The following is a 22,169-nucleotide window of genomic DNA, read 5'->3' on the forward strand; positions in this document are numbered from 1 at the left end:
ATGGCAGGCGGGCGAGGCGGCCACAGGCGGGCAAGGGCACCGCCCCCTGGCGGCATCCGGGGGAAACCGTGGCCCGCGCGGGTTTTCAACCGGATCATGCGCGTTCCTTCCTGGAGGGCTCGGCGGTCAGGAGACGAGATAGCGGGCGGCATCGGCCCGCCGGAAGGCGAGCCCCATCCCCGGCCGCGACAGGTCGGGCGCGATGGCGCCGTCCAGCGGCACGGGTACGCCATCGAAGAGCATCGCCTCGATCCGCACATGGTCGTGGAACCATTCGAGATGGCGCAGGCGCGGGGCGGCGCAGGCGGCGTGCAGGTGCAGGGCCGGCGCGCAATGCCCCGAGAGATCGGTGTGGAACCCCTCGCAGAGCGCGGCGGCACGCAGGAAGCCGGTGATGCCGAGGCAGCGGCTGGCATCGGCCTGCATCACGTCCACGGCGCCCGCCACCAGCATCCGGCGCACATAGGCGGGATCGTAGGCATATTCCCCGGCCGCGATCTCCTGGCCCGGCGGCCCGCCCTGCCGCACCAGGCGCAGCCCGTCCAGATCGTCGCTGGACACCGGTTCCTCGAACCAGGCGACGCCTGCCTCCATGGCGCAGCGATGCGCGACCGCCAGGGCCTGCTTCGCGGTGAAGGCGCCATTGGCATCCACGAAGAGGCCGGCCTTGCCGGTCGCCTCGCGCGCCACGGCGACGCGGTGCGGGTCCTGCTCCGGATGGGTGCCGATCTTCATCTTCACCCAGCGGCAGCCATCCCGCTCCACCCAGCCGGCGAGCTGGTCGCGCAGCACCTCGTCGGGATAGGTGGTGAAGCCGCCGCTGCCATAGACCGGCACCTCCCGCCGCGCGGCGCCCAGCAACGTCACCAGCGGCAGGCCCAGCAGCTTCGCCTTGGCGTCCCAGAGCGCGGCATCAAGGGCGGAGATGGCGCAGGCCGCCACCCCCTCCCGCCCGATGTTGCGCACCGCCCGGACCATTGCCTCCCAGGCGGCGGGCAGGTCCATGGCGTCCCGGCCCCGCAACGCCTCCGCCAGAACGCCCCGCACCAGCCCTGCGGCGGCGGCGTCCGCATAGGTATAGCCCAGCCCCCGCTCGCCCCCGGCCTCCACCTCCGCCAGGACCAGGGTGGTGCGGTCCCAGGCGATGGTGCCGTCCGCCTCGGGCCGGTCCGTCGGGATGGTGTAGGCGGAGGCCGACACCGCCCCGACCGGGGCCTGCCCGCGCAGCCGGCTCACGACCGGTGCGGCAGGACCGAGCTGGCGACCTGTCGGAAGGTGTCCTTGATCACGCTGCCCAGTTCCGGCTCGCCCGCCATCGAGCGGGTGAAGGCCAGCGCCTGCTTCATCGTGATGTGCGGCGGCAGCGGCGGCACGTTGCCGTCGGCCCGGAATTCCACCACCACCGGGCGGTCGGAGGCAAAGGCTTCCTCCCAGGCCGCGCCGATCTTCTCCGGGTCGTGCACCTCGATGCCCTTGAGCCCGATCATCTCGGCGAAGCGGGCATAGGCGACGTCGGGGATGTCCTGCGACGCCAGGTACTTCGGATCGCCCTCCATCACCCGCTGCTCCCAGGTCACCTGGTTCAGGTCGCGGTTGTTCAGGACCATGGCGACGAACTGCGGCGATTCCCACTCCTTCCAGTACTTGGCGACGGTGATCAGCTCGGCCATGCCGTTCATCTGGAAGGCGCCGTCGCCGCAGATGGCCAGGACCGGGCGGCGCGGATGGGCGAACTTGGCGCCGATGGCATAGGGCATGCCCGAGCCCATCGTGGCGAGGCCGCCGGACAGCGAGGCCATCATGCCCCGCCGCATCTTCACGTCGCGCGCGTACCAGTTGGTATGGGAGCCGGAATCGCCGGTGATGATCACCCCGTCCGGCAGGCGCGGCGACAGCTCCCAGAAGATGCGTTGCGGGTTGATCGGATCGGCCGGCTGCATCGCCCGGTCCTTCAGCGTGTCCCACCAGCTGGCGAGATCCTTGGCGATCGTGTCGCGCCAGGAGGTATCGGTCTTCTGCTCCAGCATCGGCAGCAGCGCACGCAGCGTCGCCGCCGCGTCGCCTTCCAGGTTCACCTCCATCGGGTAGCGGATGGAGAGGTTCCGCGCCTGCATGTCGATCTGCACGCCGCGCGCCGCGCCTTCCTTCGGCAGGAACTCCGAATAGGGGAAGGAGGAGCCCACCATCAGCAGCGTGTCGCAGCCCTGCATCAGGTTCCAGCTCGGCTTCGTGCCCAGCAGGCCGATGGAGCCGGTGACCCAGGGCAGGTCGTCCGGCAGGGCCGCCTTGCCCAGCAGCGCCTTGGCCGCCCCGGCCTGGAGCTTGTCGGCCACGGCGATCACCTCGTCGGTGGCCTCCAGCGCGCCGGCACCGATCAGCATGGCCACCTTACTGCCACTGTTCAGCACCTCCGCCGCCCGTTCCAGCGTCGCCGCGCCGGGAACGACGCGCGGGGCGGAATAGCCGCTGCCGGAGGGCACGATCCCGTGCGCGCGCGGCAGGTCCTCGACCGCCGGCAGGTCCTGCAGGTCATTGGGGAAGATCAGCGCCGTGACCGCGCGCTCGCCCATCGCGATGCGCATGGCGCGGTCAACCAGGTGGCGGACCTGTTCCGGCACCATCGCCGTCTGCACGAAGGCACGCGCCACATCCTTGTACAGGGACTGGAGATCGATCTCCTGCTGGAAATGCCCGCCCAGGGCCGCGCGCGCCTGCTGCCCGACCAGGGCCAGCACGGGCTGATGGTCGGCGCGCGCGTCATACAGCCCGTTCAGCAGGTGCACCGCACCAGGACCCGAGGTGGCGATGCAGACGCCGACCTCGCCGGTGAACTTGGCATGGGCACCGGCCATGAAGGCCGCCATCTCCTCATGCCGCGCCTGGACGAAGTCGATCTTCCGATCCGGAACCTTGTTGTGCCGTGCGAGGCCGCCGATCAGCCCGTTGATGCCGTCGCCGGGGTAGCCGAAAACCCGGCGCACCCCCCATTCGCGCAGCCGTTCCCAGACCTGGTCGCCCACTGTCTTCGCCATGACGCCGCTTTCCTCTTCATGAACTTCTGGAAAGTTCTGCGGCGAAACAGGAGGAGCACGCCGCGAATTACGGCGTTTGAACGTGTCGGCGCGGGATCTGTTGCCTGCGGGCGCCCGTGGATGCCGTGTCGCAACGTTTCACGGCGGCCCTCGGCCGGTCAGACGATCCCGCCCCCGCCGCCCTGCCGGATAGGCCGACGCGCCGCGCGGTCCTGGCGGTAGCCGCTGGCGCGATAGGCCGAGATGGGATCGATCGCCGCCCCCCTGCGCTGCCGCACCATGGCCAGGATCGGCGAGACATCCGTCTGGAAGGCCTGCTTCAGCAGGCGATGCGCCATCAGCGCGTCGTTCGCCTCCTGATGCGCGGCCAGCGCGGCGCGGTCCACCAGCAGCGCCTGGGCATAGGCGCGCTGGATCTCCATGGCCGATCCGATCAGGCTCTCGATCGGGTCGGTGACGTTGTGCGACTGGTCGATCATGTAGGCGGGCGGCCGGTCGAAGGCCCCCGCCGCCCCGGCATCCACCAACTCGTTGAAGACCAGGAACAGGCGGAAGGGATCGATCGAGCCGCTGTCCAGGTCGTCGTCGCCATACTTGGAATCATTGAAGTGGAAGCCGGCAAGGCGCTTCGCGTGCACCAGCCGCGCCACGACCATCTCGATGTTCACGTTCGGCGCGTGGTGGCCGAGATCGACGAGGCAGCGCGCCTGCGGCCCGATCTCCTGCGCCGCCAGCAGCGAGGAGCCCCAGTCCTGGATCACCGTGGCATAGAAGGCGGGCTCGTAGAGCTTGTGCTCCAGGAAGAGCGACCAGTCCGGCGGCAGCGCGGCGGCGATCTGCCGCACGCTGCCGATATAGCGCTCGTAGGCCCCGCGCAGGTTCGACTGGCCGGGGAAGTTGGCGCCGTCGCCGATCCAGATCGTCAGCGCCTTGCTGCCCAGCGCCTCGCCCGCGCGGATGCAGGCGATGTTGTGCGCCACCGCCTGGGCCCGCACCGCCGGGTCGGTGTGCGACAGGCTGCCGAACTTATAGGAGAGAGGGTGATCGGGATGACCCGGATGGTCCTGGAAGGTGTTCGAGTTCACCGCGTCGAAGCACAGGCCCAGCGTCTCCGCCTCCGCGCGCAGCGCGGCATGGTCCGCCACCTCGTCCCAGGGGAAGTGCAGCGAGACGCCGGGCGTGGCCCCGGTCAGCGCCTGCACCACGGCGCAATCCTCCAGCCGGTCGCGCAGGCTGGCCGGCTCTCCGCCGCCGGGAAAGCGCGCGAAGCGCGTGCCGCCCGTGCCCGTGCCCCAGGAGGGCAGCGCCACCGCGAAGCCTGCCAGCCGCTCCGCCACCGCCTCCACATCGATGCCGCGCGCCGCCAGCTTGCCGCCCAGCCAGTCATAGTCGCGCGCCGTCCCGGCCTCCAGCCCGCGGTTGCTTTCCGCGCGGAACACCTCGTCCACCGGGCGGATTCTCGCGATCCGGTTCATTCCCTCGCCCCCCCTTCCGCGTCTTCCGGCCTAGCGCGTGAAGGCAGGCGCGTGGCCCGCATCCACGTTCAGGATGTTGCCGGTGGATTTCCCGGATCGCGCCTCCGCGGCGAAGAAGGCGATGGCCTCGGCGATGTCCTCGGGATGAACGCCGCGCTTGAGCAGCGAGCGCTCGATATAGACCTTCTCCAGATCCTCCCGCGTCGTCCGGTTGGAGGCGGCGCGCTGGTCGCCCCATTCCCCCTGCCAGATGCGCGAGCCGCGCAGCACCGCATCCGGGTTCACCACATTGGCGCGGATGCCGTGCGGCGCGCCTTCCAGCGCGAGGCAGCGGGCGAGGTGCAGTTCCGAGGCCTTGGCGACGCAATAGGCGGAGGCGCCCGGCGAGGCCACCATGGCGTTCTTGGAGGCCACCAGCACGATGGAGCCGCCCGTGCCCTGCACCCGCATCAGCCGGAAGGCCTCCCGCGTCACCAGGAAATAGCCGGTGGCGAGGATCGAGAGGTTGCGGTCCCAGAGTTCCAGGCTCGTTTCCTCGATCGGCGCGGCGGAGGCGATGCCGGCATTGGAGACGCAGATATCGATGCCGCCGAAAGCCAGCGCGGCCTCGGCATAGAGGGCCTGGACCGCTTCCTCCCGCGTCACGTCCACCCAGGCCGAGGCCACGGCATCGGCGCCATGGCTGCGGCGCAACGCCGCCTCGGCCTCCGCCAGCGCGTCGCGGTCGATGTCGCAGAGCACGATGCAGGCGCCCTCATCCGCCAGGCGGCGCGCCGTGGCCAGGCCGATGCCGCCTGCGCCGCCGGTGATCAGCGCCACCTTGCCGGCCAGTGCCTTCGGCCTCGGCATTCGAGCGAGCTTCGCCTCCTCCAGCAGCCAGTACTCGATGTCGAAGGCTTCCTGTTCCGGCAGGCCGCGATAGGTGGAAACCGCGGAGGCGCCGCGCATCACGTTGATGGCGTTGGCGTAGAACTCGCCCGCGATGCGTGCCGTCGCCTTGTCGGCGGCGAAGGTGATCATGCCCACACCCGGCACCAGATAGACCACAGGATTCGGGTCGCGCATCGCCGGGCTGTCCGGGCGCCGGCAGCGTTCGTAATAGGCGGCGTAGGTTTCGCGATAGGCGGCGATGGCCGGCTCCAGCCGCGGCAGCAACTCCTCCAGCCCCTCGCGCGCCGGATCGAAATCCAGCACCAGCGGCGCGATCTTGGTGCGCAGGAAATGGTCGGGGCAGGAGGTGCCCAGCGGCGCCAGTTCCGCCAGGGCCTGCGAGCCCACGAATTCCAGCACCGCCGGGCTGTCGTCGAAATGCCCGATGCGGGTGGGCGTGGCGCCGCCATGGTCGCGCCCCGCGACCAGCCCACGGATCCGGGGCATCAGCGCCGCCGCCAGGGCCCGGCGTTCCTCGCGTGGCCGCGCGGCCACCTTTCCGCCGCCGAAGGCGGGGCGCCCCCGGGATTGCAGCGCCAGCCATTCGATCGCCCGGTTGATCGTGCCGATCGTGGTCTCGTAGCATTCCCGCTGCGTCCCGCCCCAGGTGAAGAGCCCGTGCGCTTCCAGGATCGCGCCCTTCGCCTTGGGGTTCTCCGCCACGAAGCGTTGCAGCCACAGGCCCAGCTCGAAACCCGGGCGGCGCCAGGGAATCCAGCCGATCGTGTCGCCGAAGATCTCCTGCGTCAGGCGCCGGCTGTCGGCCGAGGCGGCGATGGCGATGATCGCGTCCGGATGGACGTGATCGACATGCGGCCAGGGGATCAGCCCGTGCAGCGGCGTGTCGATCGAGGTGGCGCGCGGGTTCAGGCCGAAGGTCAGGTGGGGATAGAGGCCCACCATCGCATCCTCCCGCTCCGCCCCCCGGTAGAGGTCCTGCAGCCGCAGCAGGCGGTCCTGGTAGAGCGTGGCGAAGCCGTCCAGCTTCATCGTGCCGATGTCGCCGCCCGAGCCCTTCACCCAGAGCACCGTCACCGTCTCGCCCGTCAGGGGGTCGCGCATCGGGATCTTGGAGGAGGTGTTGCCGCCGCCGTAGTTGGTGACGCGCTTGTCGGAGCCAAGCAGGTTCGAGCGGTAGAGCAGCAGCTCTTCCGGCGCCAGGGTCGCGGCATGCGCGGCGTCCCAGCGGTTCTCCAGCAGGGGAGCGATGGGGGTGACGGTGTTCATGGTGCCTCCCTGGACGCGGTTGTCGGCCCGCTTCCGGATGCAGGCTTCCATATCGATCATAAACGATCAAGTCCAATCTAAACCGACCGATTCTGATCGAACGCCCTTGACGCCCTTCCGGCCGCGCCCTTAGCTGTCCGCTCGACCTCCCAGGGAAGGACCGGCGGGTGCTGGAGCGGGAACGTCAGCGGCTGATCCTCAAGACGGCGGAGGAACGCAGCGTGGTCAGCGTGACCGACCTCTGCGACCTGCTCGGCGCCTCCGAGGCCACCATCCGCCGCGACATCGTGGCCATGGCCGAGCGCGGCGAGATCCGCCGCGTGCGCGGCGGCGTGGAGGCGCTGGAGCCGCGCTACCAGCCACAGCTGGTCGGCCGCCCCTTCGCCGTCAGCCAGGAGGTGCAGGCGCCGCAGAAGCGCGCCATCGCGCGCGTGGCCGCCGGCCTGATGCGGCGCGGCGAGAGCGTCATCATCGGCGCCGGCAGCACCACCTATTGCCTGGCGGAGTTCCTGGAAGGGATGAGCCTGGACATCCTGACCAGCTCCTTCCCGCTCGCCAGCCATCTCGTCGCGCAGAGCCGCAACCGCATCACCCTGCCCGGCGGCCCCGTCTACCGCGAGCAAGGGATCGTGCTCAGCCCCTTCGAGAGCGACGTGGCACGGCATTTCCGGGGCGAGCGGATGTTCACCTCCTGCTACGGGCTGAACCGCTTCGGCCTGATGGAGAACGACCCGCTGATCGTGCAGTCGCAGATCCGGCTGATGGCCAGCGCCGAGACGGTGGTGGTGCTGGCCGACAGCCGCAAGCTGCGCCAGCAATCCTCGATGATCGTGGTGGAGCCGGGGCGGATCGGCACGCTGATCACCGACTGGGAAGCGCGTCCGGAGGAGCTGGAGCCGTTCCGGGCCCTGGGCATCGAGATCATCCAGGCGGAGCCGGGCCAGGAGGACGGGATCAGGCGGGTGGCCTAGCCGCCGGCGACCGGCGAAGGGGCAGGCCGCCGGCAGAGCGGCCGCCAGGAACAGGGAGTGGAACCATGAAGGACGGCGCGGGGGCGGCAATCCGCCCCGGAAACCCATGCGCTGGGCCATCCGCCGCGCGGGGCGGCGGCAGGATCGCCTTCCGGATGCAGCTCGACCCCGGGCAGGCGGCCGCCTACAAGGCGCGGCACGACGCGATCTGGCCGGAACTCACCGCCCTGCTGCGGGCATCCGGCATCAGCGACTACAGCATCTTCCTGCACGAACCGACGCGGAGCCTCTTCGCAGTGATGCGGCGCGCCCCGGACCACCGCGCCGACCAGTTGCCGGAGAAGGAGGTGATGCGCCGCTGGTGGCGGCACATGGCGGACATCATGGCCACGGATGCCGGCGGCGCCCCGCTTGCCGAGCCCCTGCCCCTGATGTTCCACATGGACTGAGCCCCATGTCCGGCGCATACCCCCTTGGCGGATGGACCCCGGGCCGGCTGCTGGCCGTGCTCGATATCGGCAAGAGCAACGCCAAGCTGGTGCTGCTCGACCCGCTGGGCGGCGAGGAAATCGCCCTCCGGCAGAAGCCCAACGCGCCTTGCGGGGGCGGCCCGCTGCGCCAGCTCGACCTGGCCGGGCTGGAGGACTGGCTGCTGCGGTCCCTGTCCGGCCTGCCGGAACGCCATCGCATCGCCGCCATCCTGCCCGTGGCGCATGGCACGGCGGCCGTGCTGCTCGACGCGGCGGGCGAGCCCCTGCTGGCGCCCGACTACGAGGACCCGGCCCTGGCGGGCGAGGACGCGGCCTATGAGGCCCTGCGCGATCCCTTCGCGGCGACCCTGTCCCCCTCCCTGCCGGCGGGCCTCAACCTGGGGCGGCAGATCCATTTCGTGCAGCGCCGCCTGCCCGCGACCTTCGCCCGCACCGCCGCGGTCCTGCCCTATCCGCAATACTGGGCCCACCGGCTCTGCGGCACCGCGGCCAGCGAGGTCACCTCGCTCGGCTGCCACACGGATCTGTGGCAGCCGGCGCGGGCCCGCTTCTCCGCAATGGCCATCGGCCAGGGCTGGGAAAGGCTCTTCCCGCCGCTGCGCCCGGCCGGGGCCGTGCTGGGCCGGCTGCGGCCCGCCCTTGTCGCCCGCTGCGACCTGCCGGGGGATTGCGCGGTGCTCTGCGGCCTCCACGATTCCAATGCCTCCTACCTGGCCCATCTGACGCATCGCGCGGCGGCGGAACCCTTCGCCGTCGTGTCCTCCGGCACCTGGACGGTGCTGATGGCGCGCGGCACCCCGGCCTCGGCCCTGCGGCCGGAGCGGGACATGCTGGCCAATGCCGATGCCTGGGGCGGGCTGGTCGGCACCGCCCGCTTCATGGGCGGGCGGGAATACCGCGCCGTGGCCGGCCCGGATGCTCCGCAGCCCGGCGAGGCGGACCTGTTCCACGCCCTCGACAGAGGCGCCTCCGTGCTGCCGGGCTTCGCCGGGGGCGGCGCCTTCCCGGGGCGCCAGGGCGCGGTGCTGCGGGCGGAAGGGCTGGACGGCGCGGGCCGCAGCGCCCTGGCCAGCCTCTACCTGGCGCTGTTGACGGACCTGTCCCTGGACCTGCTGCACGCGGCCGGGGATGTGGTGGTGGACGGCCCCCTGGCTCGCGATCCGCTCTACCCCGCGCTTCTTGCGGCGCTGCGGCCCGGCTCGCGCCTCTTGCGCTGCCAGGACAGCGCGGGAACGGTCGCGGGCGCGCGCTGCCTCGTCCTGGGCCGGCAGGCACCGCCTCCCACCCCGGATGAGATCCCGCCCCCCACCTGGGCCAGCCGCATCCGCGCGGCGCGCCAGCGCTGGCGGCGGGCCCTGGCAACCACCCCGCCGGCAATCACCACCCCGGTGACCGGGCCCGGGGATGCCGCCGCGCCCATCGGACACGCCACCGGCAGCGCCTCGCCCGCGGGCCTGCCCAGCGTCTTGCCCTTGGCCGAATCCGCCTCTCCCGCCACGCCGGGCGGGATGACCTGAGGCTCCCGCATCCTGGGTCGAGGCCGTGCCCGCACTGCCCCGGCTGGAAGGGACGCAGGCGGGCGCGGGTCCTTCGCCCCGGACATCCCGGACCCCGACGAACCGCGGCGGAATTCGCAGGGCCCCGGCTTGGCACCCCGCCCCCGACTGCCTAGCTTCCTCCGCAGGTGGGGGACATCCCGCGCCGTGACGGCCCCCGCGAGGGCGCCACGGTCAACAAGAATGGGGGACGCCACCGGACCAGGACTTCCTGCGGCCGCGCACGATCCTCCACCCCGCCAAACCAAGGAGGAAGACTTGACCGCGACTGACAATCTCCGCGTTCTGCGCCAGAATCTCCGGCAGGCCCGCGCCCATGTCGCCGCCAGCGTCATGGGGCGCGCCAACCTGAACGCCAACCAGGGCCGCCTCGGCAGGGTCCAGCGCCTGATGCTTTCCGTCAACCGGACGCTCTGGCCGCGACAGGGCGAGGCAGGCATGGCGGCGGAACGGGACAGCCGGCAGCACTGAGGCCAGCCGTCGGGGCCAGCGCACCGGAACATGATCCGCCGGCCTCCACCCGCGGATCACGCCCGGCGCTCCCCATCCGGATGGGTCAGGCGGCCACGGCGCCTGGGCTCCAGGCCCGCACCGCCTCGCCCAGCCGCTCCGCCGCGCGCCGCAGCGCCGGCAGGGAATGGCCGGAAAAGCCCAGCACGAAGCCGTCCGGCCCCTTCCGCACCAGCCGGGTTTCCGACAGCAGCCAGCCCTCGATCCCGGCCGCCGCGCGGATGCGCACCGCCGTTCCGGGCGGCCAGTCCTCCGGCAGCAGGGCCAGAAGGGACAGCCCCTGGTCGGGCACCGTCACGCGCAGCAGGCCGCCGGAGGCACGCGGCAGGAGTTCCGCCAGCAGGTCGCGGGCGATCCGGTAGCGCGAGCGCATGCGCCGCACATGCGCGGCGAAGCCGCCGTCGCGAATCAGCTCGGCCAGGGCCTCGCCGGTCAGGCTGGGCGGAAAGCGGTCGCTGACCAGCCGCGCGGCGGCGACCCTCTCCAGCAGCTCCCCCGGCAGCACGGCGAACCCCGTCCGCAACCCGGGGAATAGCGTCTTGGAGAAGGTGCCGAGATAGATGACCCGCTCCCGCGCATCGATCCCGGCCAGGGCGGTCAGCGGCGGGCCGGCGTAGCGGAACTCGCTGTCGTAATCGTCCTCCACCACCCAGCTTCCCGCCTCGCGCGCCCAGTCGAGCAGGGCGAGGCGCCGCTCCATGCTCATCGTCACGCCGGTCGGGAACTGGTGGGAGGGCGTGACATAGGCCAGCCGCGCCGAAGGGGCCTGGCGCCGTCCCTCCCCCGCGTCCAGCCCGTGGCGGTCCACCGGGACGGGCACCAGCCGGGCGCCGCAGGCCTCCAGGATGCGCCGTGCCGAGGGATAGCCCGGGTCCTCCATCCACACCGCGTCGCCGGGACGCAGCAGCACCTCGGCGCAGAGGCGCAGCGCCTGCTGCGTGCCGCTGGTGACCAGCACCCGCCCCGGATCGCAGGCGATGCCCCGCGTGGCCGCGAGATGCTCCGCGATGGCGCTGCGCAGCCCCTCGCCGCCGCGCGGGTCGCCATAGCCGAAATGCGCCGCCTCGGCCGTGAGGTGGCGCCGAACGAGGCGGCCGAACTGGCGCAGCAGCGCCGGATCGGCATGGGTGCGGCCCAGTGCGAAGGGCGCCTGTCCCGGCAGGGGAATGGCGGCCCCGGCCGGCGCCGCAGCGCCCGGCCCGCGCGGCACCCGGGCGGCCACGAAGGTGCCCGCCCCGACCCTGGCCTCGGCCAGCCCGTCGCTCAGGAGCTGTTCATAGGCGATGACCACGGCGTTGCGGCGCAGCCCGAGCTGCGCGGCGAGGTCCCGGCTGGAGGGCAGGCGCAGCCCCGGTGCCAGCCGCCCGCCCAGGATCGCGGCGCGCAGCCCGGCATGCAGCCGGCCCGACTGGCTGCCCGCCCCGTCCAGCAACAGGGGCATATCCAGCACCTCCGGCTTCCGCCGGGAATTGGTTGGCATATCGTGCTCCGGATTGGCCCTCGCGCCGACCAATTTCACGGCCTCATGATGGCGGCGTCAATCAAGGCCTTTCCGATGTCCGAAACCCAGACCTATCCCGTCGAGGCGCGCAACCGCGTCAAGCGGCGGCACGACCGCGGCTTCTACGATCACGAGACGGTCCACCGGCTGCTCGACGCCGCCGCGCTCTGCCATGTCGCCTATGCCGTGGACGGCCAGCCCTATTGCACGCCGACCCTGTTCTGGCGCGAGGGCACGCGGCTCTACTGGCATGGCAGCAGCGCCAGCCGCATGCTGCGCAACCTGTCCGAAGGCCAGCCGGCCTGCCTGACGGTCACGCATTTCGACAGCCTGGTCCTGGCGCGCTGCGGCTTCAACCATTCCGCCGACTACCGCTCGGTGATGGCCTTCGGCCAGGCGAGGCTCGTGGCCGATCCGGAGGAGAAGTGCCGCGCCCTGGTGATGATGGTGGACCGCTTCTTTCCCCACCGCACCGCCGGGCTGCGCCAGAGCACCGACCAGGAGATCAAGGCCACCGCCGTCATTGCCATGGAGATCGAGAGCGCCTCGGCCAAGATCCGCGCCAAGGGCGTGGCCGATGACGAGGAGGATTACGCCTTGCCGGTCTATGCCGAGCGCCTGCCCATCCGCACGGTGATCGGCGCGCCGGAACCCTGCCCGCGTCTGCGGCCCGGCGTCGCGCGGCCGGCGGACCTGGCGTCCTACCGCGCGGAACGCCCGCTGGAGGAGGCCCTGGCCGAGGCCTATGCGGAGGCCTATCGCGGCTGATCGTACGGGGAGGGCGCGCGCCTGTCCCCGTCGATCCGGCAGGCTGCGCGCCCCTCCCCCTGCCCGGATCGAAGGCGGCCTTTCCGGTTCAGGGACCCGGAACTCACCCCCGGGGGATAGCCAGGAGGAAACAGCCAGGGGAAATCGGCCTCTCCATGTCCTTTCCCTGGCACCGCCGGGCCGGAACCGTCTGGCATGGTCCGCGACAAGGTGACACAAGCCGCCGGATTTTTCGGGAACGGGGTGGCCCCATGGCAGATCCAGCCAGAGTCTTCGCAGCATCGGAACAGGAAAGGGACAGGATCACGCCCGCCGCGCGGAAGGCGCTGTGGGGCTCCGCCCTGGGCTATGCCATGGATGGCTTCGACCTGCTGATCCTCGGCTTCATGCTGCGCGCCATCTCGGCCGATCTGGGGCTGAGCCCGGCCCAGGCCGCCTCCCTGGTCACGGCCACCCTGGTCGGCGCGGTGATCGGCGGCGTGGGCTTCGGCATGCTGTCCGACCGGCTCGGGCGCGTGCGGGTGCTGACCTGGACAATCGTGCTCTTCGCCGTCTTCACCGGCCTCTGCGCCCTGGCCCAGGGCTACTGGGACCTGCTGGTCTACCGCACCATCGCGGGCATCGGCCTGGGCGGCGAGTTCGGCATCGGCATGGCCCTGGTGGCCGAGGCCTGGCCGGCCAGCAAGCGCGCCCGCGCCTCCTCCTATGTCGGGCTGGGCTGGCAGGCCGGCGTGCTGCTCGCGGCCGTGGTGACACCGATGCTGCTGCCGGTCATCGGCTGGCGCGGGATGTTCGCGGTCGGCCTGTTCCCGGCCATCGCCGCCTATTTCATCCGCCGCAGCCTGCACGAGCCCGATGTCTTCGTGGAACACTCGGCGAAGGCCCCCGGCGCCTCGCCGCTGCGGCTGCTGGTGGCGGATGCCCAGGCCCGGCGCAGCAGCCTCGGGCTGGTGATCCTCTGCTCGGTGCAGAACTTCGGCTACTATGGCGTGATGATCTGGCTGCCGAACTATCTTTCCAGCCGGTTTGGCTTCGGCCTCACCCAGTCCGCCACCTGGACGGCCGTGACCATCCTCGGCATGGCGGTGGGCATCTATGCCTTCGGCCAGGTCGCCGACCGCGTCGGGCGCAAGCCGGCCTTCTTCGGCTGGATGCTGGGCGCGGCGGTCATGGTCGTCGTCTATTCGTGGCTGACCGATCCGGCGGCGCTGCTGGTCGGTGGCGCGGTGATGGGCTTCTTCGTCAACGGCATGCTGGGCGGCTACGGCGCGCTGATGAGCGAGCTCTATCCCACCGCCGCCCGCGCCACGGCGCAGAACGTGCTGTTCAACATCGGCCGCGCGGTGGGCGGCTTCGGCCCGGTGGCCGTGGGCGCCGTCGCGGCCGCCTATGGCTTCAAGACCGCCATCGCCCTGCTGGCCCTGCTCTACGTCCTCGACATCCTGGCCATGTGGTTCCTCATCCCCGAGCGCCGGGGCGCGGAGCTGGCCTGATCCGGTCCAGGCGCCGCGATCCGTCCGCCGGCCGCGCGCCACCCCGCGCCGGCCGGGCTCGATCCGGCCCGCACCCGCTGCGCCAACGCCGCCGGCACGAACCTTTCCCGGCTCTCGCATGGAGGGCCAGGGGCGGATCACAACCGGCGGCCAGACATCCGGGCCGCCGCACCGGGTTCCTGGCGGAGCGGGGGTTTGGAGGCGAGGCGGAGCCTTGGCCCCCAGGAACGCCCGATCAGTCCTCCAGCAGCATCGGGCAGGCAGGCTGCCCCGCCACCGTGGCAACAGCCACCGCCAGGGTGAAGAGGCGCCGCTCGTCGAAATAGCGTCCGACGAGCTGGGCCGCGAGAGGCAGGCCATCGGCGGACAGGCCGGTCATCACCGCCAGGGCCGGATGGCCGGTGACGTTGAAGGGCGTGCGCGCCTGCCGCGCATAGGTCCGGGCGATCTCCGCCGGGTCGTCGATCCGCGCCGCCGGGTCCATGGAGCTGGCGCAGAGCAGCACGTCCACCTCCCGGAAGGCGGCCTCCACCGCCGCGATCATGCGGTGGCGGGCGCGCTGGGCGCGGCCGAGATCCTCCGCCGTAAGGAAGGCGCCGGTCAGCAGCGAGGAACGCGTGAGCTGCGCGTAGTCGCCCGGCCGCTCGCGCAGCCAGCGCGCATGGATGGCGAAGGCCTCCGCATGGAGGATGACGCGGTTCACCGCCGCGAACTCGTCGAGCGAGGGCAGGGTGACGTCGCGGACCTGCATGCCCAGCGCGCCCAGCCATTCCGCCGCCCGCTCCAGCCCCGCCGCCATCTCCGGATCGGCGGGCATGTCGCGCTCGTGGAAATGCCGCACAAAGCCGACGCGCAGCCCCTTCAGGCTGGCGGCGGGGCCGGGGCGGTAATCCGCTGCCTGCGGCACGGCACTGCCGGGGTCCCCGGGATCATGGCCGGCGATGGCCTCCAGCAGCAGCGCGGCGTCCTCGGCACTGCGGGCCATGGGGCCGATATGGTCCAGCGTGAAGGCGAGCGGGAAGACGCCGGCGCGCGAGACCAGCCCATAGGTCGGCTTCAGCCCGGTGATGCCGCACTGGCTGGCCGGGTTGCGCACCGAACCGCCGGTATCCGTGCCGAGCGCCAGGGGAAAGAGCCCCGCCGCGAGTCCGGCGCCGGAACCGGAGGAGGAGCCGCCCGGGTGGTGGTCCGTGTTCCAGGGATTGCGCGCCGCCGGGAAGGGCAGGTCGTGGCAGGGACCGCCGATGGCGAATTCATGCGTGGACAGTTTGCCCAGGATGATGGCGCCCGCCGCGCGCAGCCTGGACACGACAGTGGCATCCCGCGCCGCGACATTGCCCAGCAGGATCTTCGAATGGCAGGTGGTGGGCAGGCCGGCGACGTCGATGATGTCCTTGATGCCGACCGGCACGCCATGCAGCGGACCGCGCTTGCGGCCCGCGGCGATCTCGCGCTCCGCCTGTGCGGCAGCGTCCAGCGCCGCCTCGGCGTCGAGACGGATGAAGGCATGGACCTGCGGGTCCATCCTGCCGGCGCGGTCCAGCAGGTGGCGGACCAGCACGGTCGGGGTCAGCGTCCCGGCCTCGTAGGCGGCGGAGATCGCGGCGGCGCCGAGGCGGTGCGGAGCGGATTCGGCGCGGCTCACGGGCGCGGCCTCACCTGCATGGGAGGCCAGGGTTCCGCAGCCGGGTCCGGATCGGGCGGCAGCCTGCCGCGCGCATCGGCGGCGCGCCGCGCGGCGGCCAGGACATCGTCGCGATGCCCGGCCAGGGCTTTCTCCAGGCCCATGGTCCGGGCCAGGGCTTCGATCAGGGAATCGTCCATGGCGGACAGGCTGGCATAAGCCGTGCCATCCTGCCTCCTGGCCAGTGAGCGGGCGTGCCGAGGCCGCCGCGACGTTCCGGCGGCAGGCGGGTCCGGCCCCGCCCACCGCGATCCACCGGCTCGGGAAAGCTCAGGCCGAAAGGCCGACCCGGCCCCGGCGCTGGGTGCGCAGCACGTCCTCGATCCAGCGGTCGAGGCGCATGGTCTCGGCCTCGGCCTCGGCCCGGTTGGGATAGGCCTCGGGGAAGCGTAGGGAAAGCCAGCGCCAGGCGACAAGGCGCTTGTGGACCTTCTCCGCACGTTCCAGCTCGTCGCGCTGGGCGCGTTCCGGCGCCGGCAGGCGGCCGGCCATGGGAGGCGTGACCGAACGGCCCGCGCCATGGTCCACGGCCCAGCGCGCCAGCCGGACGATGCCATTGTCGCGCTGGTCCACCGGGCAGAGGGCGTAGGTCCAACGCTGTGTCAGGGCGAGGCCTTGCACGCCGTCCACGGCGGTGGCGATGGCCATCTGCTGGCTGAGATCGGCCAGCCGGTAGTTCGGGTCGTCCCGCCGCAGCACGGCGCGGCGGATACGCGCCAGCACGCCGAAGAGGCTGTCCGACCCGATCTCCGCCGCCACGGCGGAAACGATGTCGGAATCGGGCTGCACCTGGGGGCGCAGGTCCTCCGGCAAGTCCGGCGGGGCTTCCAGCAGGCGCCGGATCTGCTCCGGCGCACCGCCGCCGGCCAGGACGGAGACGATGCCTTCCTCGAAGCGCCCGAAGCGCCCGGCACGGCCGCCGATCTGCTTCACCTCCTGCGTGTTCAGGTCGCGGCGCTGCTCGCCGTCGAACTTGCGGAGGGTGGAGAAGACGACACGGCGGATGGGCAGGTTCAGCCCCATGCCGATGGCGTCCGTGGCGACCAGGATATCGGCCTCGCCATCGCGGAAGCGCGCGGCCTCGGCCCGCGGCGGACCTCGGGGCTGAGGGCGCCATAGACCACGGCGACGCGCCGCCCGCGCCGCACCAGCTCGGCACGCAGGTCCAGCACGTCGCGGCGGGAGAAGGCCACCAGCGCGTCCCCGGGACGCAGGTCGCCGAAATTCACCGGCGCGCGGGCGGCATTCAGCGGGCTCTTGCGCTGGAGCGAGATCTCCTCGACCGGATCGTCGCAGAGCGCGGCGATACGCTTGACCATCGGCACGCAGTCCGGCGCGCCGAGCACGAGGACATGCCGGGCCGGGGCGCCCATGATCGCCGCCGTCCAGGCGGCGCCACGGTCGCGGTCCTGGAGGAGCTGCGCCTCGTCCACCACCGCCACGTCGGTCGGGTTGTGGAAGGGGCACATCTCCACGGTCGCGGCGAGGTGGCGGCTGCCCTCCACAGGCATGCGCTCCTCCCCGGTGGAGAGCGAGGCGGCGATGCCGCGGCTGGCCAGCGCCTCGCGGAACTCATGCGCCAGCAGGCGGAGCGGGGCCAGGGCCATGCCGCTTTCCGCGGTGGCGAGGCGGTCGAGTGCCAGATGGCTCTTGCCGGAATTGGTCGGGCCGGTGACCAGGGTGATGCGGCGGTTCAGCGCCCGCGCGGTGCGGAAATGTGCCGCGAAACGGTCCAGCGCAGCGACACGGGCGACGGCGGCGTTGAGGCCCTTGCCGCCGATCAGCGCCGGGGCCGCAGGGCGCCCCGGGCGGGGCTGCTCCGCCTCGCGCCAATGGGTGATCTCGCCGCGAAGCGCCGCGACGTCCGCCGGATCGAACTCCCAGCGCTCGCCCTTGCGCGACGGCACGCGGCGGGCGACGGGAATCAGGCCGGTGCCGGCCCAGCGCGTGGCCTCCCGCAGCGAGGCGTCGAGCATGTGCGCGACCTCCTCGATGCCGATGAGGCTCTTCTCCCATTCGCGCAGCCGGCTGACCTCGGCCCGGCGACGTTCGCGGGCGAGTTTCTCCGCCTCGCGCTGTTGCGCGCGGCGGGTCTGCTCGGTGGCGCTGACGCGACCGACGAAGTCGCGGATGGCGGGGCGATCGAGCGAGAAGGCCTCGGCCACAGTCTGGGCAAGAAAGGCCTGCCGCTCAGGGTTCAGCTGGGTGCCGGAAACATCGCTGAGCTCGGACAGCACCGCCTCCATCGCCCCTTCCGGGGTAGGGGCGAGGTTCCGCAGGCGCTCCCGCACCACATTGTCGAGATGCGAGAGGAGCTGTTCGTCCGCCGGCTCGGGCGTCTCGATCGCGGCGGCGGCTTTTGTCGCGTCGCTCCGCTGCACCCAGACCTGGCCGGCACGGTTGGCGAGGTCCAGCAGGCGGGATGCCCAACGGCGGCGGCGCACTTCGCAAAGGGCGAGGCGTACCGTGTCGCCATCGGCGGGCAGGCGGCGGATGACAAGGCGGAGAAGCTGCTGCAGTTCTCGGCTGTCAACGGCATAGCCGGCCGCCTCGATGGCGGCTTCGGCTGGATTGCCAGGGGAAAGAGCGGTCATGGAACACATTGTCTTACGCCCCTGTGGTTGGGGCTGGAACACGGCATACTTCTTTTGTCCACGCTGCTGGGTGCGCGTACGGGGGTATGTTGCGTGCTTGTGTGTGGGGGGGGGTGTTTGGATGCGGGGACAGGATTTGAACCTGTGACCTTCAGGTTATGAGCCTGACGAGCTACCGGGCTGCTCCACCCCGCGCTGGGTGATGGTGTGATGGTGACGTGGGCGGCGATCGGGTCGGGGGGTGTGGGAGGTTCCCATCGGGCGGCCTGGCGGCGACCGACTCTCCCGCGTCTTGAGACGCAGTACCATGGGCGCTGAGGCGTTTCACGGCCGAGTTCGGGATGGGATCGGGTGTGGCAGCCTCGCTAGGGCCACCAGGCCACCGGATGGGAACCTTGGATTTGTATGTACCGACCTGATGCTGTTGGGTGATGGGAGGATCTGTGCCGGGCGGCCCTGTTGTGTGTGGGCATGCGGCGCTGGGAGGGCGATGTGTGTTCGGGTGTGATGTGTGTGTGTGTGTGAGCGGGTGCGCTTTGGTGCTGCGCGCGGTGTCCCTTGTTGGGGGGACTGCGGCGGCGGGGGAGTGATGGAGTTCGATCGGGCGATTAGGACCGCTCGGCTGCATGCATTGCTGCACTTCCACCTGCGGCCTATCGACGTGGTGGTCTTCCACGGCCCTTGGGGAGACCTGGTTTTGAGGCTGGTTTCCCGCTTAGATGCCTTCAGCGGTTATCCGTTCCGTACTTAGCTACCCGGCGATGCTCCTGGCGGAACAACCGGTGCACCAGAGGTACGTCCATCCCGGTCCTCTCGTACTAGGGACAGATCCTCGCAAGTCTCCAACACCCATGGCAGATAGGGACCGAACTGTCTCACGACGTTCTAAACCCAGCTCACGTACCGCTTTAATCGGCGAACAGCCGAACCCTTGGGACCTGCTCCAGCCCCGGGATGCGATGAGCCGACATCGAGGTGCCAAACCTCCCCGTCGATGTGGACTCTTGGGGGAGATCAGCCTGTTATCCCTAGAGTACCTTTTATCCGTTGAGCGATGGCCCTTCCACGCGGGACCACCGGATCACTAAGGCCGACTTTCGTCTCTGCTCGCGCTGTCGCGCTCGCAGTCAGGCGGGCTTATGCCTTTGCACTCAACAGCCGATGTCCGACCGGCCTGAGCCCACCATCGCGCGCCTCCGTTACACTTTGGGAGGCGACCGCCCCAGTCAAACTGCCCACCACGCAGGGTCCTGGCCCGGGCTGACCGGGCTCAGTGAGATGCCAGAAAGAAACAGGGTGGTATTTCAAGGTTGCCTCCACCTGAGCTAGCGCCCGGGTTTCGATGGCTCCCACCTATCCTACACAGTTCCTTCCTGGCACCACTGCGAAGCTGCAGTAAAGGTTCATAGGGTCTTTCCGTCTGACCACGGGTACCCCGCATCTTCACGGGGAATTCAATTTCGCTGAGTCTATGCTGGAGACAGTGGGGAAGTCGTTACACCATTCGTGCAGGTCGGAACTTACCCGACAAGGAATTTCGCTACCTTAGGACCGTTATAGTTACGGCCGCCGTTTACCGGGGCTTCGGTTCGATGCTTGCACATCTCCCCTTGACCTTCCGGCACCGGGCAGGTGTCAGACCCTATACGTCATCTCTCGATTTCGCAGAGCCCTGTGTTTTTACTAAACAGTCGCTACCCCCTGGTCTGTGCCACCCTACCTTGCTTGCGCAAGAAGGGGTCTCGCTTATCCCGAAGTTACGCGAGTAATTTGCCTAGTTCCTTCAGCATAGTTCTCTCAAGCGCCTCGGTATTCTCAACCAGTCCACCTGTGTCGGTTTCGGGTACGGTCTTTATCGACAGCGCTGTTTCCTGGGCTGCTCTGGCTGCCGCCCCAATCCGATAAGGGGCAACAACGCTTTGCAGCCGTCACGTCTGTCAGGCCCAGGAATATTCACCTGGTTCCCATCGACTACGGCTTTCGCCCTCGCCTTAGGGGCCGGCTCACCCTGCGCGGATTGACCTTGCGCAGGAACCCTTGGACTTTCGGCGACAGGGGTTCTCACCCTGTTTATCGCTACTCATGTCCGCATTCGCACTTCCGATACCTCCAGCAGCCCTCACGGGTCTGCCTTCGCAGGCCTACGGAACGCTCCGCTACCACGCATGCTTGCGCATGCATCCACAGCTTCGGCACGTGGCTTGAGCCCCGTTACATTTTCGCCGCAAGACAGCTATTAGACCAGTGAGCTATTACGCTTTCTTTAAAGGATGGCTGCTTCTAAGCCAACCTCCTGGTTGTTTTGGCCGTCTCACATGCTTTCCCACTTAGCCACGATTTGGGGGCCTTAGCTGGTGGTCTGGGCTGTTTCCCTCTCGACAATGGACCTTAGCACCCACTGTCTGTCTGCCGTCCTGTACTCTTCGGCATTCGGAGTTCGGTAGGGTTTGGTAGGGCTTTGGGCCCCCCTAGCCCTTCCGGTGCTCTACCTCCGAAGGTAATCGGACGACGATCTACCTCAATAGATTTCGCGGAGAACCAGCTATTTCCGAGTTTGATTGGCCTTTCACCCCTAGCCACAGCTCATCCCCGACTTTTTCAACAGGCGTGGGTTCGGCCCTCCAGTGGGTGTTACCCCACCTTCAGCCTGGCCATGGCTAGATCACTCGGTTTCGGGTCTTCTGCCGGCAACTCAAGCGCCCTTATCAGACTCGCTTTCGCTGCGCCTACACCTCTCGGCTTAAGCTTGCTGCCAACAGAAACTCGCGGACCCATTATACAAAAGGTACGCCGTCACACCTCCCATGATTGAACATTGGGGTGCTCCGACTGCTTGTAGGCGCTCGGTTTCAGGTCTCTTTCACTCCCCTCGTCGGGGTGCTTTTCACCTTTCCCTCACGGTACTTGTGCACTATCGGTCGCCAAGGAGTATTTAGGCTTGGAGGGTGGTCCCCCCACGTTCAGACAGGGTTTCACGTGCCCCGCCCTACTCGAGGATCCTGCAAGACACTACGCCTACGGGGCTATCACCCGCTCTGGCCGGCCTTTCGAGACCGTTCGGCTTCTTCTTGCACAATCACTGGCCTGCTCCGCTTTCGCTCGCCACTACTCGCGGAATCTCTGTTGATGTCTTTTCCTCCGGGTACTGAGATGTTTCAGTTCCCCGGGTTTGCCTCCGGCACCTATGAATTCAGTGCAGGATCTCCCATACGGGAGGGGTTTCCCCATTCGGACATCCGCGGATCAACGATCGCTCGCATCTCCCCGCGGCTTTTCGCAGCGTGCCACGTCCTTCATCGCCTCTTGGCGCCAAGGCATCCACCGAACGCCCTTCTGTCACTCTATCTCTCTCCCGCCGCCGCCCGCGCGCAGAACCAAGGCGCACCGGTCAGGCAGCGAGCGTGTCACCGAGGCACTCGCTCAGTCACTCACACTCATTCACTCGATAACTTGCTCTCTCAGGCACGTCGCCTTCCAGACAGTCCGTGCGGCATCCTGGCAGCCCAAAGGCTGCCGCCACACTTCCTGGCCTCTTCGACGTGCCAGATCCTATTCACCCTGTAAAAGAACACCGCTCCCCGTCCCGCCCCCTGCCGGGCCGCCTTCTCCAGGCGGCGCGGCTTCGCGCGGGCACGGCTTGAACCGTGTGGGGTTTCACTGCTCGCGCAGGCTGCGCCATGGCCTGGGGCGCGGACATCGTCCGGCCCCGTGGCCCCGGGTGCAGCCCGCGGATGGCTTTGGCGGAGGCAGGCGCTGCCTGGGATCTGCCATCCCGCCTTGCTCCATGGAGGCGATCGGGTTCGAACCGACGACCCCCTGCTTGCAAAGCAGGCGCTCTCCCAACTGAGCTACGCCCCCGCGATTTCTGACGCGATTTCTGACCGGCCTGTCGCCAGCAGCTCTCGGCATGGCCCGAACATGGGCCAGGGAGGACTTG

13 protein-coding genes, 3 tRNA genes, 2 rRNA genes and 1 pseudogene (1 of these 19 cut by a window edge) are annotated in these 22,169 nt (G+C 69.9%); 6 read left to right on the forward strand and 13 right to left on the reverse strand.

The window, feature by feature from the left end; translation table 11 throughout:
• Nucleotides 1-126: 126 nt before the first annotated feature.
• The 4 genes from CTJ15_RS14515 to CTJ15_RS14530 form a co-directional block, all read right to left on the reverse strand.
• Nucleotides 127-1,236, reverse strand: a complete 1,110-nt coding sequence (locus tag CTJ15_RS14515; protein ID WP_019462634.1) for an enolase C-terminal domain-like protein — start codon at nt 1,234-1,236, stop codon at nt 127-129.
• Nucleotides 1,233-3,032 carry a thiamine pyrophosphate-requiring protein gene (locus CTJ15_RS14520; RefSeq protein WP_019462633.1) on the reverse strand — a complete coding sequence of 600 codons (1,800 nt, stop codon included), beginning with the start codon at nt 3,030-3,032 and terminating at the stop codon, nt 1,233-1,235. The genes CTJ15_RS14515 and CTJ15_RS14520 overlap by 4 nt, the downstream gene beginning before the upstream one ends.
• 158 nt (nt 3,033-3,190) lie before the next feature.
• Entirely contained in the window at nt 3,191-4,507 is a 1,317-nt protein-coding gene (gene rhaI, locus CTJ15_RS14525) for an L-rhamnose catabolism isomerase (protein WP_075822632.1), read from the reverse strand.
• 30 nt (nt 4,508-4,537) lie between these two features.
• Nucleotides 4,538-6,664: a bifunctional rhamnulose-1-phosphate aldolase/short-chain dehydrogenase gene (locus CTJ15_RS14530; RefSeq protein ID WP_075822635.1), complete on the reverse strand. Its 2,127-nt coding sequence runs from the start codon at nt 6,662-6,664 to the stop codon at nt 4,538-4,540.
• Nucleotides 6,665-6,831: 167 nt separating this feature from the next.
• Between CTJ15_RS14530 and CTJ15_RS14535 the strand changes: the two genes are divergently transcribed.
• The 4 genes from CTJ15_RS14535 (at nt 6,832) to CTJ15_RS14550 (ending at nt 10,153) form a co-directional block, all read left to right on the forward strand.
• Nucleotides 6,832-7,635, forward strand: coding sequence for a DeoR/GlpR family DNA-binding transcription regulator (locus CTJ15_RS14535; protein WP_019462630.1), 804 nt, complete (start codon nt 6,832-6,834; stop codon nt 7,633-7,635).
• Nucleotides 7,636-7,790: 155 nt separating this feature from the next.
• Nucleotides 7,791-8,084 (forward strand): L-rhamnose mutarotase, encoded by a 294-nt coding sequence (locus CTJ15_RS14540; protein ID WP_075822633.1) that lies wholly within the window; start codon nt 7,791-7,793, stop codon nt 8,082-8,084.
• 5 nt (nt 8,085-8,089) lie between these two features.
• The gene (locus CTJ15_RS14545; protein ID WP_076970220.1) at nt 8,090-9,643 is read left to right on the forward strand and encodes a hypothetical protein; all 1,554 of its coding nucleotides are present in this window, start codon (nt 8,090-8,092) and stop codon (nt 9,641-9,643) included.
• A gap of 297 nt (nt 9,644-9,940) precedes the next feature.
• Nucleotides 9,941-10,153 (forward strand): hypothetical protein, encoded by a 213-nt coding sequence (locus CTJ15_RS14550; RefSeq protein WP_019462627.1) that lies wholly within the window; start codon nt 9,941-9,943, stop codon nt 10,151-10,153.
• A gap of 85 nt (nt 10,154-10,238) precedes the next feature.
• Here CTJ15_RS14550 and CTJ15_RS14555 read toward each other — a convergent pair whose 3' ends face one another.
• Entirely contained in the window at nt 10,239-11,633 is a 1,395-nt protein-coding gene (locus CTJ15_RS14555) for a PLP-dependent aminotransferase family protein (RefSeq protein WP_226946163.1), read from the reverse strand.
• Nucleotides 11,634-11,747: 114 nt separating this feature from the next.
• Here CTJ15_RS14555 and CTJ15_RS14560 point away from each other — a divergent pair, with 114 nt between their 5' ends.
• Together CTJ15_RS14560 and CTJ15_RS14565 are read left to right on the forward strand one after the other, a co-directional pair.
• The gene (locus tag CTJ15_RS14560) at nt 11,748-12,461 is read left to right on the forward strand and encodes a pyridoxamine 5'-phosphate oxidase family protein (protein ID WP_026033469.1); all 714 of its coding nucleotides are present in this window, start codon (nt 11,748-11,750) and stop codon (nt 12,459-12,461) included.
• A 251-nt stretch (nt 12,462-12,712) separates the two neighbouring features.
• Nucleotides 12,713-13,954, forward strand: coding sequence for an MFS transporter (locus CTJ15_RS14565; RefSeq protein WP_226945944.1), 1,242 nt, complete (start codon nt 12,713-12,715; stop codon nt 13,952-13,954).
• A gap of 235 nt (nt 13,955-14,189) precedes the next feature.
• Here the strand turns inward: CTJ15_RS14565 and CTJ15_RS14570 are convergent, their stop codons facing one another.
• The 8 genes and pseudogenes from CTJ15_RS14570 to CTJ15_RS14605 form a co-directional block, all read right to left on the reverse strand.
• On the reverse strand, nt 14,190-15,599 hold the full coding sequence (locus tag CTJ15_RS14570; RefSeq protein WP_099781648.1) for an amidase: 1,410 nt from the start codon (nt 15,597-15,599) through the stop codon (nt 14,190-14,192).
• Nucleotides 15,596-15,778, reverse strand: a complete 183-nt coding sequence (locus CTJ15_RS14575) for a hypothetical protein (RefSeq protein ID WP_019462622.1) — start codon at nt 15,776-15,778, stop codon at nt 15,596-15,598. The genes CTJ15_RS14570 and CTJ15_RS14575 overlap by 4 nt, the downstream gene beginning before the upstream one ends.
• Nucleotides 15,779-15,908: 130 nt before the next feature.
• Nucleotides 15,909-18,232, reverse strand: a pseudogene (locus CTJ15_RS14580) (helicase-related protein).
• A gap of 118 nt (nt 18,233-18,350) precedes the next feature.
• Nucleotides 18,351-18,427: transfer RNA gene (locus tag CTJ15_RS14585), tRNA-Met, on the reverse strand.
• A gap of 69 nt (nt 18,428-18,496) precedes the next feature.
• Nucleotides 18,497-18,611, reverse strand: a 5S ribosomal RNA gene (rrf, locus tag CTJ15_RS14590).
• A gap of 207 nt (nt 18,612-18,818) precedes the next feature.
• Nucleotides 18,819-21,578, reverse strand: a 23S ribosomal RNA gene (locus CTJ15_RS14595).
• A gap of 439 nt (nt 21,579-22,017) precedes the next feature.
• Nucleotides 22,018-22,090, reverse strand: a tRNA-Ala gene (locus CTJ15_RS14600).
• A gap of 61 nt (nt 22,091-22,151) precedes the next feature.
• Nucleotides 22,152-22,169, reverse strand: a tRNA-Ile gene (locus CTJ15_RS14605); it runs 56 nt beyond the window's last position.

This window comes from Roseomonas sp. FDAARGOS_362, from assembly GCF_002754815.1.
Taxonomy (GTDB): domain Bacteria; phylum Pseudomonadota; class Alphaproteobacteria; order Acetobacterales; family Acetobacteraceae; genus Roseomonas; species Roseomonas mucosa.

Coding starts and splice junctions, on each gene's coding strand:
- CTJ15_RS14520 (WP_019462633.1), bottom strand. CDS start 3,032: ATGGCGAAGACAGTGGGCGACCAGGTCTGGGAACGGCTGCGCGAATGG.
- rhaI (WP_075822632.1), bottom strand. CDS start 4,507: ATGAACCGGATCGCGAGAATCCGCCCGGTGGACGAGGTGTTCCGCGCG.
- CTJ15_RS14530 (WP_075822635.1), bottom strand. CDS start 6,664: ATGAACACCGTCACCCCCATCGCTCCCCTGCTGGAGAACCGCTGGGAC.
- CTJ15_RS14540 (WP_075822633.1), top strand. CDS start 7,791: ATGCAGCTCGACCCCGGGCAGGCGGCCGCCTACAAGGCGCGGCACGAC.
- CTJ15_RS14545 (WP_076970220.1), top strand. CDS start 8,090: ATGTCCGGCGCATACCCCCTTGGCGGATGGACCCCGGGCCGGCTGCTG.
- CTJ15_RS14555 (WP_226946163.1), bottom strand. CDS start 11,633: ATGCCCCTGTTGCTGGACGGGGCGGGCAGCCAGTCGGGCCGGCTGCAT.
- CTJ15_RS14560 (WP_026033469.1), top strand. CDS start 11,748: ATGTCCGAAACCCAGACCTATCCCGTCGAGGCGCGCAACCGCGTCAAG.
- CTJ15_RS14565 (WP_226945944.1), top strand. CDS start 12,713: ATGGCAGATCCAGCCAGAGTCTTCGCAGCATCGGAACAGGAAAGGGAC.
- CTJ15_RS14575 (WP_019462622.1), bottom strand. CDS start 15,778: ATGGACGATTCCCTGATCGAAGCCCTGGCCCGGACCATGGGCCTGGAG.